General features: G+C 70.7%; 14 protein-coding genes. 7 read left to right on the top strand and 7 right to left on the bottom strand.

Annotation, left to right across the window (positions count from 1 at the left end; genetic code table 11):
- Nucleotides 1–4: 4 nt before the first annotated feature.
- From FIP57_RS13995 to FIP57_RS13985, 3 genes are read right to left on the bottom strand one after another with little or no spacing between them, the layout of a single operon-like run.
- Complete coding sequence (locus tag FIP57_RS13995) at nt 5–874, bottom strand: sulfate ABC transporter permease (RefSeq protein WP_238993452.1); 870 nt, start codon at nt 872–874, stop codon at nt 5–7.
- Nucleotides 867–1712: a sulfate ABC transporter permease subunit CysT gene (gene cysT / locus FIP57_RS13990; protein WP_148574045.1), complete on the bottom strand. Its 846-nt coding sequence runs from the start codon at nt 1710–1712 to the stop codon at nt 867–869. The genes FIP57_RS13995 and cysT overlap by 8 nt, the downstream gene beginning before the upstream one ends.
- Nucleotides 1709–2746: a sulfate ABC transporter substrate-binding protein gene (locus FIP57_RS13985; protein ID WP_148574044.1), complete on the bottom strand. Its 1038-nt coding sequence runs from the start codon at nt 2744–2746 to the stop codon at nt 1709–1711. Before FIP57_RS13985 ends, cysT begins: the two co-directional genes overlap by 4 nt.
- 148 nt (nt 2747–2894) lie before the next feature.
- Here FIP57_RS13985 and FIP57_RS13980 point away from each other — a divergent pair, with 148 nt between their 5' ends.
- From FIP57_RS13980 to FIP57_RS13955, 7 genes are all read left to right on the top strand, one after another.
- Nucleotides 2895–4952: a 2-oxoacid:acceptor oxidoreductase subunit alpha gene (locus tag FIP57_RS13980; protein ID WP_420846695.1), complete on the top strand. Its 2058-nt coding sequence runs from the start codon at nt 2895–2897 to the stop codon at nt 4950–4952.
- Complete coding sequence (locus tag FIP57_RS13975; protein ID WP_148574042.1) at nt 4949–6055, top strand: 2-oxoacid:ferredoxin oxidoreductase subunit beta; 1107 nt, start codon at nt 4949–4951, stop codon at nt 6053–6055. The genes FIP57_RS13980 and FIP57_RS13975 overlap by 4 nt, the downstream gene beginning before the upstream one ends.
- A gap of 23 nt (nt 6056–6078) precedes the next feature.
- Nucleotides 6079–6993 carry an EamA family transporter RarD gene (gene rarD / locus FIP57_RS13970; protein WP_148574041.1) on the top strand — a complete coding sequence of 305 codons (915 nt, stop codon included), beginning with the start codon at nt 6079–6081 and terminating at the stop codon, nt 6991–6993.
- 117 nt (nt 6994–7110) lie between these two features.
- The gene (locus tag FIP57_RS24070; protein WP_162529812.1) at nt 7111–7443 is read left to right on the top strand and encodes an ArsR/SmtB family transcription factor; all 333 of its coding nucleotides are present in this window, start codon (nt 7111–7113) and stop codon (nt 7441–7443) included.
- On the top strand, nt 7440–7895 hold the full coding sequence (locus FIP57_RS24065; RefSeq protein ID WP_162529811.1) for an SRPBCC family protein: 456 nt from the start codon (nt 7440–7442) through the stop codon (nt 7893–7895). The genes FIP57_RS24070 and FIP57_RS24065 overlap by 4 nt, the downstream gene beginning before the upstream one ends.
- A 14-nt stretch (nt 7896–7909) precedes the next feature.
- Nucleotides 7910–8221: a YciI family protein gene (locus FIP57_RS13960; protein WP_148574040.1), complete on the top strand. Its 312-nt coding sequence runs from the start codon at nt 7910–7912 to the stop codon at nt 8219–8221.
- Nucleotides 8222–8314: 93 nt separating this feature from the next.
- Complete coding sequence (locus FIP57_RS13955; RefSeq protein ID WP_148574039.1) at nt 8315–10360, top strand: PhoX family protein; 2046 nt, start codon at nt 8315–8317, stop codon at nt 10358–10360.
- Nucleotides 10361–10644: 284 nt separating this feature from the next.
- Here FIP57_RS13955 and FIP57_RS13950 read toward each other — a convergent pair whose 3' ends face one another.
- Genes FIP57_RS13950 through nuoL form a run of 4 tightly spaced genes read right to left on the bottom strand, consistent with a single transcriptional unit; the run spans nt 10645 to nt 16787 of the window.
- Entirely contained in the window at nt 10645–11643 is a 999-nt protein-coding gene (locus FIP57_RS13950) for a polyprenyl synthetase family protein (protein WP_148574038.1), read from the bottom strand.
- Between the two features lie 52 nt (nt 11644–11695).
- Complete coding sequence (gene nuoN, locus FIP57_RS13945; RefSeq protein ID WP_148574037.1) at nt 11696–13273, bottom strand: NADH-quinone oxidoreductase subunit NuoN; 1578 nt, start codon at nt 13271–13273, stop codon at nt 11696–11698.
- The gene (locus tag FIP57_RS13940) at nt 13270–14859 is read right to left on the bottom strand and encodes an NADH-quinone oxidoreductase subunit M (protein ID WP_148574036.1); all 1590 of its coding nucleotides are present in this window, start codon (nt 14857–14859) and stop codon (nt 13270–13272) included. The genes nuoN and FIP57_RS13940 overlap by 4 nt, the downstream gene beginning before the upstream one ends.
- Nucleotides 14856–16787 (bottom strand): NADH-quinone oxidoreductase subunit L, encoded by a 1932-nt coding sequence (gene nuoL / locus FIP57_RS13935; RefSeq protein ID WP_148574035.1) that lies wholly within the window; start codon nt 16785–16787, stop codon nt 14856–14858. Before nuoL ends, FIP57_RS13940 begins: the two co-directional genes overlap by 4 nt.
- Nucleotides 16788–16791: the final 4 nt, after the last annotated feature.

Raw genomic sequence — 16791 nt, 5'->3', positions numbered from 1 at the left:
GGGATCAGGACCTTTCGTTCTTCGGACGGATGACGGAGACGATGACGATGCAGGCGACGGAGACCATCGCGAGGAGGAACGCGGTCGCGTAGGCGCCCTGCTGGTCGAAGTTGAGGTACTTCTCCTCGACGACGAGCGTGGCGGTGCGGGTCTGCCCCAGCACGTTGCCGGAGACGACCTTCACCGCGCCGAACTCGCCGAGCGAGCGGGCCAGGCTGAGCACGACGCCGTAGACGATCGCCCACTTGATCGCCGGGAGTGTGACGCGCCAGAAGGTCTGCCACCCGTTGGCGCCGAGCGTCTGCGCGGCCACCTCCTGGTCGGTGCCGATCTCCTCGAGCACCGGCACGACCTCCCGGATCACCAGCGGCAGCGCGACGAACGCGGTGGCCATGACGATCCCGGGGGTAGCGAAGACGACCTGCAGCCCTGCGCCTTCCAGAGTGGGGCCGAACCAGCCGTTGCGACCGCCGTACACCAGGACGAGGGCGAGACCGACCACGATCGGTGAGACCGACAGCGGCAGGTCGACGAGCGCACTGAGCGCCCGCTTGCCCGGGAACTCGCTGCGCACGAGCAGCAGCGAGATGCCGACCCCGAAGAGGGTGTTGACCACGACCGCGGAGATGGCCACCGTCACGGTGAGCTTCAGCGCCGTCACGGTGTCGGGGTCCTCGAGGATCCCCTGGATGCCGGAGAACCCGTCCTCGAAGGTCCGGATCGCGACGAGCGAGACCGGCCATGCCACGAGCAGGACGAGGTACGCCGTCACGAACAGCCGGAGCAGGTAGGCCACCGGCCCCTTCCGGGGGCGGCTGCGTCGACGCACGGGAGCGGCCTTCGGCGGCTGCTCCCGCGTCAGGAGGTCAGTCACGGACGGCCACCCTTCTCTGGAGCACGTCGAGGAGGACGATCACGAGCAGCGAGATCACGAGCAGCACGGTGGCCACCGCGGCCGCGCCGGCGAGGTTGTTGTTCTCGACGGAGCTGAGGATCCGCACGGAGGTGACCTCGGTCTTGAACGGCAGGTTGCCGGAGAGCAGGACGAGGGAGCCGTACTCGCTCACGCCCCGCGCGAAGGAGAGCGCCGCGCCCGCGGCGATCGCCGGGGTGAGGCTCGGCAGGATGATCCGGCGGAACGTCGTGAACCGGCTGGCCCCGAGCGACGCGGCGGCCTCCTCGACGTCGAGCTCGAGCTGCTCGAGCACGGGCTGGACCATCCGGACCACGAACGGCAACGTGACGAACAGGTACGCCAGGTAGACCGAGGACGGCATGTTCGCGACGTCGATGCCCAGCGGGGAGTCGTGGCCGTAGAGCGAGAGCAGCACGAGCCCCGCGACGATCGTCGGCAGCGCGAACGGGATGTCGATGAGGAGCTCGAGGGCGCCCTTGCCCCAGAACCGGTCGCGCACGAGCACCCAGGCGATCATCGGCCCGACCACGACGTTGACGACCGTGACGACCGCCGCGGCCGTCACCGTCAGCCGGATCGCTGCCGCGGTCTGCCCGTTGGTGATCGTCGTCCAGAACGTGTCCCACCCGCCCTCGGCGGCCGTGACCACCACGGCGCAGAGCGGGATCAGCACCAGCAGGCTGAACCACAGCATCGCCACGCCGAGGCCGAGGGCCGAGCCTCGGGTCAGGTTCGTGCGTCCACCCGGCCGGCGGTTTCCCGCCGACCGGGTGGACGCGACAGCAGCAGTCGTCACTGCGCCTTGCCCGACGCTTCGATCGCCTCGGTGACCAGGCCGTTCTCCTCGTCGAAGAACTTGTCCGAGACCTCGCTCCAGGAGCCGAAGTCCTTCTCGACCGTGAGCAGGTTCGGGACCTCGGGGAACGGGTTGGACGGGTCCGCAGCGCCCTCGACGGTGCCGCCGAAGTCGATGTCGTCGCGGATCGGGCGGAACCCCTTGAGGGCGAACTGCTTCTGGCCCTCGTCGCTGAGCACGAACTCGAGCCAGTCCTCGGCCACCGGGGTGGCGTCCTCCAGGATCGCGCCCGGGTTCTCGATCAGCAGCGTGGTCTCGGGGATGACGTACTCGAAGCCCTCACCGTTCTGGGCGGCGAGGATCGCCTCGTTCTCGTAGGCCATCAGCACGTCGCCGGTGCCACCGAGGAAGCTCGTGGTGGCGTCCCGGCCGCTGCCGGGGAGGGAGACGACGTTCGCGAAGAACTTGTCGATGTACTCCGCGGCGTCCTCCTCGCTGCCGCCGGACTGGATGACCTGGCCCCACGCGGCGAGCGCGTTCCACCGGGCGGCGCCCGAGGAGGCCGGGTTCGGGGTGACGATCTCGACGCCGGGCTCCACCAGGTCGTCCCAGGTCCGGATGTTCTTCGGGTTGCCCTCGCGGACGCCGAAGACCACGATCGAGTTGGACACGACGCCCTTGTTCTCGCCGGCGTCCCAGTCCTCGGCGACGAGGCCGGCGTCGACGAGCCGGGTGACGTCGCTGGCGACCGAGAAGTGCACGTAGTCGGCCTCGAGACCGCTCTCGACCGCCCGGCTCTGGTCGCCGGACGCGCCGTAGGAGGTCGAGAACTTCACCCCCTTGCCCGCGTCGGTCTTCACGAACTCGTCGGCGATCGCCTTGTTGGCCGCCTCCGGCACGGCGAAGCCGACGATCGAGATCGTCTCGGAGCCGCCGTCACCCTCGCTCCCGCTGCTGCTCCCGCCGCACGCGGAGAGGGCGAGGAGCCCGGCCACCACGCCCGCGAGGCCGGCCGTGATCTTTCGCTTCTGCATCGTCTCTGGTGTCCCCTCAGGATCCCTGCGGCCGACGATCTCGGCCCGCTTAGACAAGTAAGTTACTTGACTTTACTGATGCTGGCGACAAACGGCTCGGTCGGCGTGTCCACCGGGACTTTCGCCCCGGTGGAAGGACCTGCCCGTGATCCGGACCACGCCCGCTCGGCGAGGGGCGGCACGTAGACTCGACGGCTGGGAGCGAGGACGAGAGAAACGTGTTCCGGCCCGGTCGGTCCGCGTCCGGCCGGGGGCTCCACGAGAGAGAAGGGCGGTCGCGGTGGCCAAGCAGGTCAAGCAGCTGGACCGGGTGATCATCCGGTTCGCCGGCGACTCCGGTGACGGGATGCAGCTCACCGGTGATCGGTTCACGCAGGAGACCGCGTCGTTCGGCAACGACCTCTCGACCCTCCCCAACTTCCCGGCCGAGATCCGGGCGCCGCAGGGCACCCTGCCGGGCGTCTCGTCGTTCCAGGTGCACTTCGCCGACCACGACATCCTCACCCCCGGTGACCGCCCCGACGTGCTGGTGGCGATGAACCCGGCGGCGCTGAAGGCGAACATCGGCGACCTGCCCAAGGGCGCGACGGTGATCGTCGACACCCACGACTTCAACAAGCGCAACCTGGCCAAGGCCGGCTACGCGGAGGACCCGCTGGAGACCGACCAGCTCGACGAGTACCAGCTCCACGCGGTCGACCTGACCGGGATGACCGTCGAGGCGGTCAAGGAGTTCGGCCTGTCGCGGAAGAACGCCGCGCGCGCCAAGAACATGTTCGCGCTCGGCCTCGTCTCGTGGATGTACGGGCGGCCCACCGAGACCACCATCAGCTTCCTCGAGAAGCGGTTCGCGAAGGTCGCCGACATCCGTGACGCCAACATCGCGGCGTTCAAGGCGGGGTGGAACTTCGGCGAGACCACCGAGGCGTTCGTCGTCCAGTACGAGATCAAGCCGGCTCCGATGTCGAGCGGCACCTACCGCAACATCACCGGCAACCTGGCGCTGGCCTACGGGCTGGTCGCCGGCGCGGTCCAGGCCGACCTGCCGCTGTTCCTCGGCTCCTACCCGATCACGCCCGCCTCGGACATCCTCCACGAGCTGAGCAAGCACAAGCGGTTCGGCGTGATCACCTTCCAGGCCGAGGACGAGATCGCCGGCATCGGCGCCGCGCTCGGCGCCTCCTTCGGCGGCGCGCTGGGCGTGACCACCACCTCGGGCCCGGGGATCGCGCTGAAGTCGGAGACCATCGGGCTCGCGGTGATGACCGAGCTGCCGTTGGTCGTCGTCGACGTCCAGCGGGGCGGCCCGTCGACCGGCCTGCCGACCAAGACCGAGCAGGCCGACCTGCTGCAGGCGATGTTCGGCCGCAACGGCGAGTCGCCGCTGCCGATCGTCGCGCCGCAGTCGCCCGGCGACTGCTTCGACGCCGCGGTCGAGGCGATCCGGATCGCGGTCACCTACCGCACCCCGGTGATGCTGCTCTCCGACGGGATGCTCGCCAACGGCTCCGAGCCGTGGCGGATCCCCGAGCTCTCCGAGCTGCCCACGATCGACCCGGCGTTCGCCACCGAGCCCAACCACCAGACCGGTGAGGGCAAGGACGAGTTCTGGCCCTACGTGCGCGACGAGGCCACCCTCGCCCGCCCCTGGGCGGTGCCGGGCACCGCGGGGCTGGAGCACCGGATCGGCGGCCTGGAGAAGGGCGACGGCCACGGCAACATCTCCTACGACCCCGCCAACCACGACCTGATGGTCCGGACCCGCCAGGCCAAGGTCGACCGGATCGCCGACGCCCTCCCGCCGCTGCAGGTCGACGACCCGTCCGGCCGGGCCCGCGTGCTGGTCCTCGGCTGGGGCTCGACGTACGGCCCGATCGGCGCCGCCGTACGACGGGTCCGCAACGCCGGCATGGAGGTCGCCCAGGCCCACCTCCGCCACCTCAACCCGTTCCCCAAGGACCTCGGCGAGGTCCTCAAGCGGTACGACGCGGTGATGGTCCCGGAGATGAACCTCGGCCAGCTCAGCTTGTTGCTCCGTGCCAAGTTCTTGGTCGACGTCGTCGGCTACAACCAGGTCAACGGCATGCCCATCAAGGCCGCCGACCTCGCCGAGGCCGTCACCGGTCTCGTCGAGTCCACCGTCGGCACCGACCCCGGCGCAGCCTCCGGCACCGCCGACCGCACCCACCAGGAGGTGTCCTCGTGACCACCACCGAGCTCCCCTTCCCCGGACTGGCCGGGGTCCCGACCACCGACGCCCCGCAGAACCGCAAGGAGTACACCTCCGACCAGGAGGTCCGCTGGTGCCCCGGCTGCGGTGACTACGCCGTGCTCGCCGCCGTCCAGGGGTTCCTCCCCGAGCTCGGGCTGCGCCGGGAGAACATCGTGTTCGTCTCCGGCATCGGCTGCTCCTCGCGGTTCCCGTACTACCTCGACACCTACGGGATGCACTCGATCCACGGTCGCGCCCCGGCGATCGCGACCGGGCTCGCGACCGCCCGCGAGGACCTCTCGGTCTGGGTCGTCACCGGCGACGGCGACGCGCTCTCGATCGGGGGCAACCACCTGATCCACGCGCTGCGCCGCAACGTGAACCTCAAGATCCTGCTGTTCAACAACCGGATCTACGGGCTCACCAAGGGGCAGTACTCCCCCACCTCCGAGATCGGCAAGGTCACCAAGTCCACCCCGATGGGCTCGCTCGACCAGCCGTTCAACCCGGTCTCGCTCGCCCTCGGCGCCGAGGCGACCTTCGTGGCCCGCACCGTGGACTCCGACCGCAAGCACCTCACCGAGGTGCTGTCCGCGGCCGCCGCCCACCGTGGGACCGCGCTGGTGGAGATCTACCAGAACTGCCCGATCTTCAACGACGGCGCGTTCGACGCGATCAAGGGCACCCCTCGGGCCGGCAACGCCGACGGCGGCGCCGCCGACGCGCTGATCCCCCTCCGCCACGGCGAGCCGATCCGGTTCGGCGTGCCCGGCGAGGACGGTCAGGGCACCAAGGGGGTCGTGCGCGACACCGAGACCGGTGGCGTGCGGATCGTCGAGGTCACCGCGGACAACCAGGCCGAGCTGCTCGTCCACGACGCCCACGCCGACGACCCGACCACGGCGTTCGCGATCTCGCGGCTCACCGACGCCGGCTACCTCCACCGGGCGCCGGTCGGCATCTTCCGGCAGGTGCAGCGGCCGACGTACGACGACCTCGCGCGCGACCAGGTCGCCACCGCCTCCCAGGGCACCGACGACCGCAACGCGGCGCTGGCCAACCTCCTCGGCGGCGGCGACACCTGGACCGTCGTCTGAGCGGACAGCGTTCACGGCCCCCGATGGCCCGGGGTCGTCAGGGGTTCCTCGCCGGCATCGCGGCGTACGGCATGTGGGGCGCGTTCCCGCTCTACTGGCCGCTGCTCGAGCCCGCCGGCGCGGTGGAGCTGCTCGCCCACCGGATCGCGTGGACCGCGGTCGTCATGGTCGTCCTGGTGGTCGCGTTCCGGCTCCGTAGCGCCTTCGTGGCGCTGCTCCGCGAGCCGCGCACGCGGTGGCTGCTCGTGCTCGCCTCCGCTGTGATCTCGGTCAACTGGGGCACGTTCATCTGGGGCGTCAACAACGAGCACGTCGTCGAGACGAGCCTGGGGTACTTCATCAACCCGCTCGTCACCGTCCTCGCCGGCGTCGTGGTCCTCGGCGAGCGGCTGCGGCCGTTGCAATGGACCGCGATGGGGCTCGCGGCGCTCGCCGTCGCCGGGCTCACCTGGGACTACGGCCGACCTCCGTGGGTGGCGCTCACGCTGGCGTTCTCGTTCGCGGCCTACGGGCTGGTCCGCAAGAAGGCGGACGTCGGCGCGGTCGAAGGGCTCGCGGTCGAGACGGCGGTCGTCACCCCGGTCGCCGTCGGCTACCTGGTCTGGCTCCAGCTCGCCGGGCAGAGCCACGCCTTCGAGGACCCGCCGTGGCACTTCCTGCTGCTGGCGACCAGCGGCGCCGTGACCGCCCTCCCGCTGATCTGCTTCGGCGCTGCGGCCACCCGCGTCTCGCTCACCGCGCTGGGGCTGATGCAGTACCTCGCCCCGACCCTGCAGTTCGTGCTCGGCGTGGCCCTCCTCGGGGAACCCATGCCCACCGCCCGGCTGGTCGGGTTCACCATCATCTGGGCGTCGCTGATGCTCTTCACCGTCGACTCGATGCGCGAGCGGCAGCGGCTCCGTCTCCAGCGCCTCGCCCTCGGCTCCCCCACCCCCTGACCCCGTCGTCGAGCCGCCCCTCGTGGCGCGTTGAGCCGCCCCTCGTGGCGCGCCGCTCCGTCGTACGCCGCGTCCGCGACCTTGACAGGTGACCAAATGGTCACCTAACGTCGACGGATGGCGACCGAGGACGACCCGGTGTTCAAGGCCCTCGCCGACCCCACCCGGAGGCGGATCCTCGACGCGCTGCGCGACCACGACGGCAGGTCGCTCTCCGAGATCGAGGCGGTCGTCACCGAGGGGACCGACATGACGCGCTTCGGGGTGATGAAGCACGTCAAGGTCCTGGTGGCCGCGGGGCTGGTGACGACCCACCGGAGCGGGCGCCAGACGCTGCACCACCTCAACCCCGTCCCGATCCGGCTGATCCACGACCGCTGGATCTCGAGGTACACCGAGCCGAAGGTCGCCGCCCTCAGCGGCCTGAAGCAGCGATTGGAGTCGCCATGAGCACGCCCAACGACCGTCTCGTCTTCCAGATCTACATCCGGGCCACGGCCGAGCAGGTCTGGGAGGCGATCACCGAGACCGAGTTCCGCCGGCAGTACTTCTTCGGGTCGACGATCGAGACCACCTTCGAGACCGGCACTCCCCTGCGGTCCCACGGTCCGGAAGGCCAGCTCTGGGGCGACGACGTCGTCCTCGAGTGCGAGCCTCCGCACCTCCTCGTGCACAGCTGGCGCAGCCTGTGGGAACCCGCTGCCGCCGAGGAGCCGCCGAGCCGCGTCACCTGGCGCGTGGAGGAGCAGGACGGCGGCCTCACCAAGCTCACCGTCGTCCACGACCAGCTCGAGCACTCGCCGGCGACGGCCGAGGGCGTCAGCGGCGGCTGGGCGCTCGTCATCAGCGGTCTCAAGACCCTCCTCGAGACCGGCACCGCTCTGACCCCGTCTCGGGGCTGACAGGAAGGCACATCATGTCCTGGTACCTCTACCGCCTGCACGCCCACCGGCCCGACTTCGCCCAGACGATGACCGACGACGAGATGGCGGCCATGACGGCCCACGTCGAGTACTGGCGCGGCCCCTCGAACGAGGGCCGCGTCCTCATCTACTCGCCGGTGGCCGACCCGGAGCACAGCTGGGGGCTCGCGGTCGTCAGCGCCGACTCCGAGGAGGAGCTGGAGCAGCTGCGCGCCAACGACCCCGCTCACCTCGCCGGGGTCGGCACGATCGACTGGCTGCTGCTCCCCATGCCGGTGGTCACCCCGCAGCTCGCCGAGGCCTGAGCCGCGTCCACCGCCCTGAACCGCCGCCTGACGTTCACCCCGGCGTCACCCGACGGACGACCGGCCCGGGGAACGCGTCCCTAGGTTGCGGCCATGACGCGACGACCGAACCTTCTCCCGCTCCTGCCGGCGAGCTCCGGCCCCCACGGCTCCCGCAGCGCGATGACCTGCCACTACCGGTGCGGCGACGCCTGCTCGCAACCGGTGCCGAACACCTCCGCCAACCCGGAGTTCCACACGGTCGCCGAGCAGGCCCTCGGGCGCCGCGCCCTCCTCGGAGCGGGTGCCGCGGGGGCTGCGGCGCTGGCCGTCTCGGGCCTCGTCGCCGAGCCCGCTGCTGCGTCCCCGCGACGCCCGGCGGGAGGACGCCCCGTCGACCACCGGGTGAGCCGGGCGGCCTTCACCGCCGTACCTCCCAACACCGACGACCGCGTGACCGTCCCGCGCGGGTTCCGCAGCGACGTCGTCATCCGTTGGGGCGACCCGGTGGAGCCCGGCGCGCCCGCGTTCGACGTGCACGCGCAGACCGCAGCCGCACAACGGAAGCAGTTCGGCTACAACAACGACTACGTCGGGCTCCTGCCCCTCGGCCGCGGCGAGCAGCTGCTGGTGGTGAACCACGAGTACACCAACGAGAACCTGATGTTCCCGACCGGCACCGACCCCGAGCTGGTCAAGGAGGTCGCGATGGCCGCGCACGGGATGTCCGTGGTGCAGCTCCGTCGCGGCGGACGCCCCGGCTCGTGGACGCCGGTCCCGGTCCGCAAGGCGCGGCTCAACCGCCGCATCCACCTCGACACGCGGTTCGCCCTCACCGGCCCCGCTGCCGGTGACCCCAGGCTCCGTACGAGCGCCGACCCGAAGGGCCGCACCGTCCGCGGCACCCTCAACAACTGCGCCGGCGGGCTCACCCCCTGGGGCACGGTGCTCAGTGGCGAGGAGAACTTCAACCAGTACTTCGAGGGCGAGCCCGACCCGGCGTACGCCACCTCCTACGCGCGCTACGGCATCAACGGCGGGAGCACCCGCGGCTGGGCCACCGTCGACCCGCGGTTCGACCTCGCGCGGGAGCCGCACGAGCCCTTCCGCTTCGGCTGGGTGGTCGAGGTCGACCCGTACGACCCGCGGTCGACGCCGCGCAAGCACACGATGCTGGGCCGGTTCAAGCACGAGGGCGCGAACGTGACCGTCGCGCGGTCCGGCCACGTCGTGGCGTACATGGGCGACGACGAACGCGGCGACTACATCTACAAGTTCGTCTCCGCGAAGCGGATGGCCAAGGGACGCTCGCGAGCCGCGCGCCGCCACAACCTCACGCTGCTGACCGAGGGGACGCTGTACGTCGCCCGCTTCACCGGTGACGGGCTCGACGACGACACGTTCGACGGCACGGGCTCGTGGATCCCGCTCACGAGCGACAAGCGGTCGTACGTCGACGGGTTCTCGGTCGCCGACGTGCTCATCGACACCCGGCTCGCCGCGGACCAGGTCGGGCCGACGCGGATGGACCGGCCCGAGGACATCGAGCCCAACCCGGTCAACGGCCGCGTCTACTGCGCCCTGACCAACAACTCCAACCGGGGCACCACGCACCCGGCAGACGAGGCGAACCCGGTGACCAGCAGCATGGTCCGCGGTTCCCTCGACGCGCCGCTCACCCCGGCGTCGGGCAACCGCAACGGCTACGTGCTCGAGCTCGCCGAGCAGGGTGACGACCCGCGGGCGCTCCGGTTCCGGTGGAACCTGCTCCTGGTCTGCGGCGACCCCGAAGCACCGGAGACGTACTTCGGCGGCTTCCCCAAGGAGAAGGTCTCGCCGATCAGCTGCCCCGACAACGTCGCCTTCGACAGCCAGGGCAACCTCTGGGTCTCCACCGACGGCAACGTGCTGGGGTCGCACGACGGACTGTTCCGGGTGCCGGTGGCCGGCCGCTCGCGCGGCAAGGTCGAGCAGTTCCTGACGGTTCCGGTCGCGGCCGAGACCTGCGGGCCGTTCATCACCCGGGACGACCGGACGGTGTTCGTCGCCGTGCAGCACCCGGGCGAGGCCGACGGCGCGACCTTCGAGTCCCAGGCCAGCACGTGGCCGCACACGGACCCCTTCCCCCGCCCGTCTGTGGTCGCCGCCTACCGCGGCTGACGCCGGCGCCGAGCCGGCGCGTGCTGGTCCTGCCGAGTCGTCGCATCTTCACGCCAGAACACCGCCGAGTCGTCGCATCTTCACAGGCCCAGAGGGTCGAGCCGGCTTGCCGACGGGCCGCCGCCACCATGCGGGCGGCTCCCGCAGCGCCAGTGGAGGTCGGCAGGACCCGCCGGCTCGGCACCGAAAGCGGTGAAGATGCGACGGCTCGGCGCCAGTTCCGCGTGAAGATGCGACGGCTCGGCGCCAATTCCGCGTGAAGATGCGACGGGTCGGCGGGAGGGTCAGGAGGAGCGGGTGGCGATCAGGTCGGCGAAGGCGACGAGCGCGTCCTTCACCGGTCCGTCGCCGAGCACCGTCAGCACCTCGGTCGCCTCCCGGGCCAGCGTCAGCACGTAGGACCGGGCCTCGTCCATCGCCGGGTGCTTCCGGAGCAGCTCGAGGGCCTCGGCGTGCAGCGCGTCGTCCTCGAGCGGGGCGCCGAGCAGCTCCTGGAGCCGGCCGTCACCGGGGTCGGTGGAGCGCAGCGCGAACAGCACCGGCAGCGTCGGGACGCCCTCACGGAGGTCGGTGCCGGGCGTCTTGCCGGAGGCGTCGGAGTCGCTGCCGACGTCGAGGATGTCGTCGGAGAGCTGGAAGGCGATCCCCACCTTCTCGCCGTACGACGTGAGGGCGTCGACGACCTCCGCGGACGCACCGGAGAACATCGCGCCGTAGCGGGCCGACGTGGCGATCAGCGACCCCGTCTTGCCCTCGACGACCTTGAGGTAGTGGCCGAGCAGCTCGTCCTGGGTGGCCGGGACGGTCTCGAGGATCTGCCCCTCGACCAGCCGGGTGAACGTCTCGGCCTGGATCCGCACCGCGTCGGCGCCGAGCCGGGCGGTGAGCTCGGAGGACTTCGAGAAGAGCCAGTCGCCGGCGAGGATCGCGACGTGGTTGTCCCACCGGGCGTTCGCGGAGTCGGCTCCGCGCCGGAGGACCGCCTCGTCCATCACGTCGTCGTGGTAGAGCGACGCGAGGTGGGTCAGCTCGACGACGCACGCCGAGGTGAGCACGTCCTCCGAGGCGGCGTCGGGACCGGCCTCGGCGGCGAGCAGCACCAGCAGCGGGCGGAACCGCTTGCCCCCGGCGTGCAGCAGGTGGCGGCACGCCTCGGTGATGAACGGCGCCTCGGAGCGGATCTCCACCTCGAGCCGGGACTCGACCTCGGTGAGCCGCTCCCGGAGCCGTGCCTCCAGCCCGGCGTCGAGCACGGGCAGCGCCAAGGAGGCGGACTCGGTCACCGGGAGGGCTCCTTCGGTGGGGGACGACGGGGGCGGCGGGCGCCCCCGCGGGTCAGCGGATGAACGCCCCGGCGTCCGCCGCCAGGTCGAGCACCGGCCCGGGGAGGATGCCGAGGACCACGGTCGCGGCCAGGCCGATCGCGATCGTGACGGTGGTGAGGATACTCGGCACCGCCACGGCCGGAGCGTCGCCCACCGGGTCGGAGAAGTACATCAGCACGATCACGCGCAGGTAGAAGAACGCGGCCACGACGCTGAGCAGCACCGCGATCACCACCAGCGGCCAGGCACCGCCCTGGGCGGCGGAGCTGAACACGGCCCACTTGCCGGTGAACCCGCTGGTGAGCGGGATGCCCGCCATCGCCAGCAGGAAGAAGGCGAAGATGCCGGCGACCAGCGGGGACTCCTTGCCGAGCCCCGCCCAACGGGCGAGGTGGTTCGCCTCGCCGCCGGCGTCGCGCACCAGCGTCACGACGGCGAACGCCCCGACCGTCATGAAGCCGTAGGTGACCAGGTAGAAGAGCACCGACTGGAGCGAGGAGATCCCCTCGCCGCCCTCGTGGAGCCCGACGAAGCCGACCAGCAGGAAGCCGGCGTGGGCCACCGAGGAGTAGGCCAGCATCCGCTTGATGTCGGTCTGGCTGAGCGCGAAGACCGAGCCGACGGCCATGGTCAGGATCGCGACGATCCAGATCATCGGGGTCCAGTCGCGCTCCGCGGAGCCGAACGCGACGTAGAAGAGCCGGAGCAGCGCACCGAAGGCGGCGATCTTGGTGCAGGCCGCCATGAAGGCGGTCACCGCGGTCGGCGCGCCCTGGTAGACGTCCGGGGTCCAGGAGTGGAACGGCGCGGCGCCGACCTTGAACAGCATGCCGACCGCGATCAGCGCGATGCCGCCGAGGAGCAGCCCCTGGCCGCCGATCCGCCCGTTGACCGCCTCCGCGATCGCGGCGAGGTGCGTCGAGCCGGAGAAGCCGTAGACGAGCGCGACGCCGTACAGGAAGAAGCCGGAGCTGAAGGCGCCCAGCATGAAGTACTTCAGCGCGGCCTCCTGGCTCAGCAGCCGGCGACGACGGGCCAGCCCGCAGAGCAGGTACAGCGGCAGCGAGAGGATCTCCAGCGCCACGAACATCGTGAGCAGGTCGTTGGACGCCGGGAAGAGCATCATGCCGGCGACCGCGAACATCATCAGCGGGTAGACCTCGGTGTGCTCGAGGCCCCGGGTCGACGCCTGCCGCTCCGCCTCGGTGCCGGGCAGCGCCGCCGCCTGGCCGGCGAAGGCGGAGAGCCCGCCGTCGAGGTGGCGCTCGGCGAAGAGCAGCACGCTGATCAGCGAGAGCAGCAGCAGGGTGCCCCAGACGAACACCGACGGGCCGTCGACCGCGATCGCGCCCTCGGCGACGATCGAGCCGCGCGCGGCGCCGTCGCCGCGGACGGTGAGGTCGGTGGCCACCCAGATCGTCGCGGCCAGCGCGGCCACCAGACCGACGAGGGCCAGCACCGACTGGACCAGGTAGCGGAGCCGCCGGGGCACGAACGCCTCGACGAGCACCCCGACCAGCGCCACCCCGAAGACGATCAGCAGCGGCGAGAGGGTGGCGTACTCGATGTGCGGTGCTTCGAAGCTCATTCTGCGTGCGCCTCCTCGTCCGAGCCGCCGGCGTGCACGTCGGCCTCGGTCACATCAGGTGCGGGATCCTCCGCGCCGACGGTGGTCAGGGTGGTCTCGACCGACGGCTCGATCACGTCGAGCAGCGGCTTCGGGAAGAACCCGAGACCGATGATCAGCACCAGCAGCGGCGCCATCGCGGCGACCTCGCGGACCCCGAGGTCACGCACGCCCTCGACGCCCGGACGGACCGGGCCGGTCATCGTCCGCTGGTACATCAGCAGGATGTAGAGGGCCGCCAGCACGATCCCGAAGACCGCGAACACGGCGTACCACCAGTTGTGCACGAACGCCCCGGTCATCACCAGGAACTCCGAGACGAACGGCGAGAGCCCCGGCAGCGACAGCGACGACAGGCCGCCCACCAGGAAGATCCCGGCGAGCACCGGCGCGACCGTCTGCACGCCACCGAAGTCCGGGATCATCCGCGAGCCGCGCCGTGCGATGAGGAAGCCGGTCACGAGGAACAGCACGCCCGTCGAGAGCCCGTGGTTGAACATGTAGAGCGTCGCGCCCACGTGGCCCTGGCTGTTCATCACGAAGATGCCGAGCACGATGAAGCCGAAGTGGGACACCGAGGTGTAGGCGATGAGCCGCGGGATGCTCCGCTGGCCGATCGCCACGAGGCCGCCGTACAGGATGCTGATCACGGCGAGGACCAGCACCACCGGCGTCGCCCACTCCGAGGCCTCCGGGAAGAGCCCGAGGCAGAAGCGGATCATGCCGAAGGTGCCGATCTTGTCGAGCACGCTGACCAGCAGCACCGAGGTGCCGGGCGTCGCCTCGTCGGCGGCGTCCGGGAGCCAGGTGTGCACCGGGAACATCGGGGCCTTCATCGCGAAGGCGATGAAGAAGCCGACGAAGAGCCAGCGGGCGACGTCCGTGTCGGCGGCGGCCATGATCGGCGCCAGCTCCTCGAGGAGGTACGTCGGTCCGCCGTCGCTCCCTGCCGACTCGGCGTAGAGCCCGACCACCGAGGCGAGCATGACCAACCCGCCGAGCAGCGAGAAGATCAGGAACTTGATCGCGGCGTAGGAGCGTCTCGCCCCGCCGAACCCGCCGATCAGGAAGTAGATCGGGATCAGCGTCGCCTCGAACAGCACGTAGAAGAGGAAGACGTCGGTCGCGGCGAACGTGCCGATCGCGAGCCCCTCGAGAGCCAGCATCCAGGCGAAGAACGAGTTCACCGACCAGCGGCCGCGGTCGCCGTCGCGCCAGGACGCGAGGATCACGACCGGGGTCAGGATCACCGTCAGCAGCACCAGCACGAGGCCGAGCCCGTCGACGCCGAGCGCGTAGTGCGCGCCGAACGCCTCGATCCAGTTGTGGGTCTCCTCGAGCTGGAAGCCGCTGGCGTCGGTGTCGAACTGGAACGCCGTGACCACCGCGACCCCGAAGGTCAGCAGCGAGACGCCGAGCGCCACCTGCTGCGGCAGGTCGCTCTGCGTGGCCGCCCGCTCACCCTTGGTGCGCGGCAAGGCCATGACCGCCACCGCACCGAGGAGCGGCAGGACCACCAGGGTGGTCAGCCAGGGGAAGTCGTTCATCCGAGGTTCACCGCCAGGAGTGCGAGGACCACCAGCAGGGCGCCGGCGAAGACGGACAGGGCGTAGCTGCGGACGTAACCGGTCTGGATCCGGCGGAAGGTGCCGGACATGCCTATCGCGGCGCTGCCGGTGCCGTCCACGACGCCGTCGACGTAGTCGTCGTCGAAGGTGACCAGCCCCTCGACCAGGTTGTTGCCCGGTCGCATGAGGAGGGCCTCGTTCGCGGCGTCGCCGTACAGGTCGGCGCGGGCCGCCCGGGTGACGAAGCTGACCTTCTGCGGCGCCTCGCGCGGGATGTCGCGCTTGGCCACGAGGAGCCAGGCCACCGCGACGCCGACCGCCACGACCGCGACGACGATCAGCGTGTAGGCGATCACCGGCAGCGGCAGCTCGTGGTGCTCGGCGTGGCCGACCACCGGCGTGAGCCAGTCGACGATCCAGTCGCCGAGCAGCAGCACGCCGCCGAGGACGGAGAGCGCGGCGAGGACGATCAGCGGGATCGTCATCACCTTCGGGGACTCGTGCGGGTGCACGCCGGGCTCCCACCGCTTCCGGCCGAGGAAGGTCATGATCATCAGCCGGGTCATGTAGAACGCGGTGATGCCGGCGCCCGCGAGCGCCGCGAGCCCGATCCAGAGGCTCTCGCCGAAGGCGGTCTCGATGATCTTGTCCTTCGACCAGAAGCCGGAGAAGCCGGGGAACCCGATGATCGCGAGGTAGCCCATCGCGAAGGTCAGGAAGGTGACCGGCACGGCCTTCTGCAGCGCGCCGTAGTGGCGCATGTTCACGTCGTCGTCCATCGCGTGCATGACCGACCCGGCACCGAGGAACATGTTGGCCTTGAAGAAGCCGTGGGTCAGCAGGTGGAAGATCGCGAACGCGTAGCCGGCGACGCCGAGCCCGGCGGCGAGCATCATGTAGCCGATCTGGCTCATCGTCGAACCGGCCAGCGCCTTCTTGATGTCGTCCTTGGCGCAACCGATGATCGCACCGGCGAGCAGCGTGACGGCACCGACGATGACGACCGCGGTGCGGCCGACCTCGGTCAGCTCGTAGATGAAGTTCGACCGGACCACCAGGTAGACGCCGGCGGTCACCATCGTCGCCGCGTGGATCAGCGCCGACACCGGGGTCGGACCCTCCATGGCGTCGAGGAGCCAGGACTGCAGCGGCACCTGGGCCGACTTGCCGCAGGCGGCCAGCAGCAGGAGCAGCGCCAGGATGTTGAGGGTGGTCTGCGAGGCGCCGGACGCGAGCTCCGAGACGCCCTCGAAGGAGACCGTGCCGAACGTCGCGAACATCAGCGTGGTGGCGAGCACCATCCCCATGTCACCGACGCGGTTCACCACGAACGCCTTCTTGGCGGCGGTGGCGGCGGTCGGCTTGTGGTGCCAGAACCCGATCAGCAGGTACGACGCCAGGCCGACGCCCTCCCAACCGAGGAACACGCCGAGGTAGCCGTCGGAGAGGACGAGCACGAGCATCGCCGCGACGAAGAGGTTCAGGTAGCCGAAGAACCGGGCGCGGGCGGCGTCGTGGGCCATGTAACCCACGGAGTACAGGTGGATCAGCGAGCCGACACCGGTGATCAGCAGCACGAACAGCGACGACAGCGGGTCGTAGAGGATCCCGAGGTCGACGGTGAACGAGCCGGCCTCGAACCAGGTCCACAGGTGCTGGCCGACCGACCGGTCGGACTCGTCACGGCCGAGCAGCTGGAAGAACGCGACCAGCCCGATCAGGAACGACAGCGCGACCGTCGCGGTGCCCAGCCAGTGCGCCCACGGCGAGGTCCGCCGGTTGCCGAGCACCAGGATCACCAGCGCGCCGAGCGCCGGCAGCGCCGGGATCAGCCACAGCAGCGAGAGGACCCCGTCGCCGGAGGTGGGCGAGACCACCGGGGCAGCCTCGGACAAGGAGATGTTCATCGTC

It is taken from the genome of Nocardioides caldifontis, assembly GCF_008087345.1.
Classification (GTDB): Bacteria; Actinomycetota; Actinomycetes; order Propionibacteriales; family Nocardioidaceae; genus Marmoricola_A; species Marmoricola_A caldifontis.
This window is presented reverse-complemented; position numbering and strand designations above follow the sequence as displayed.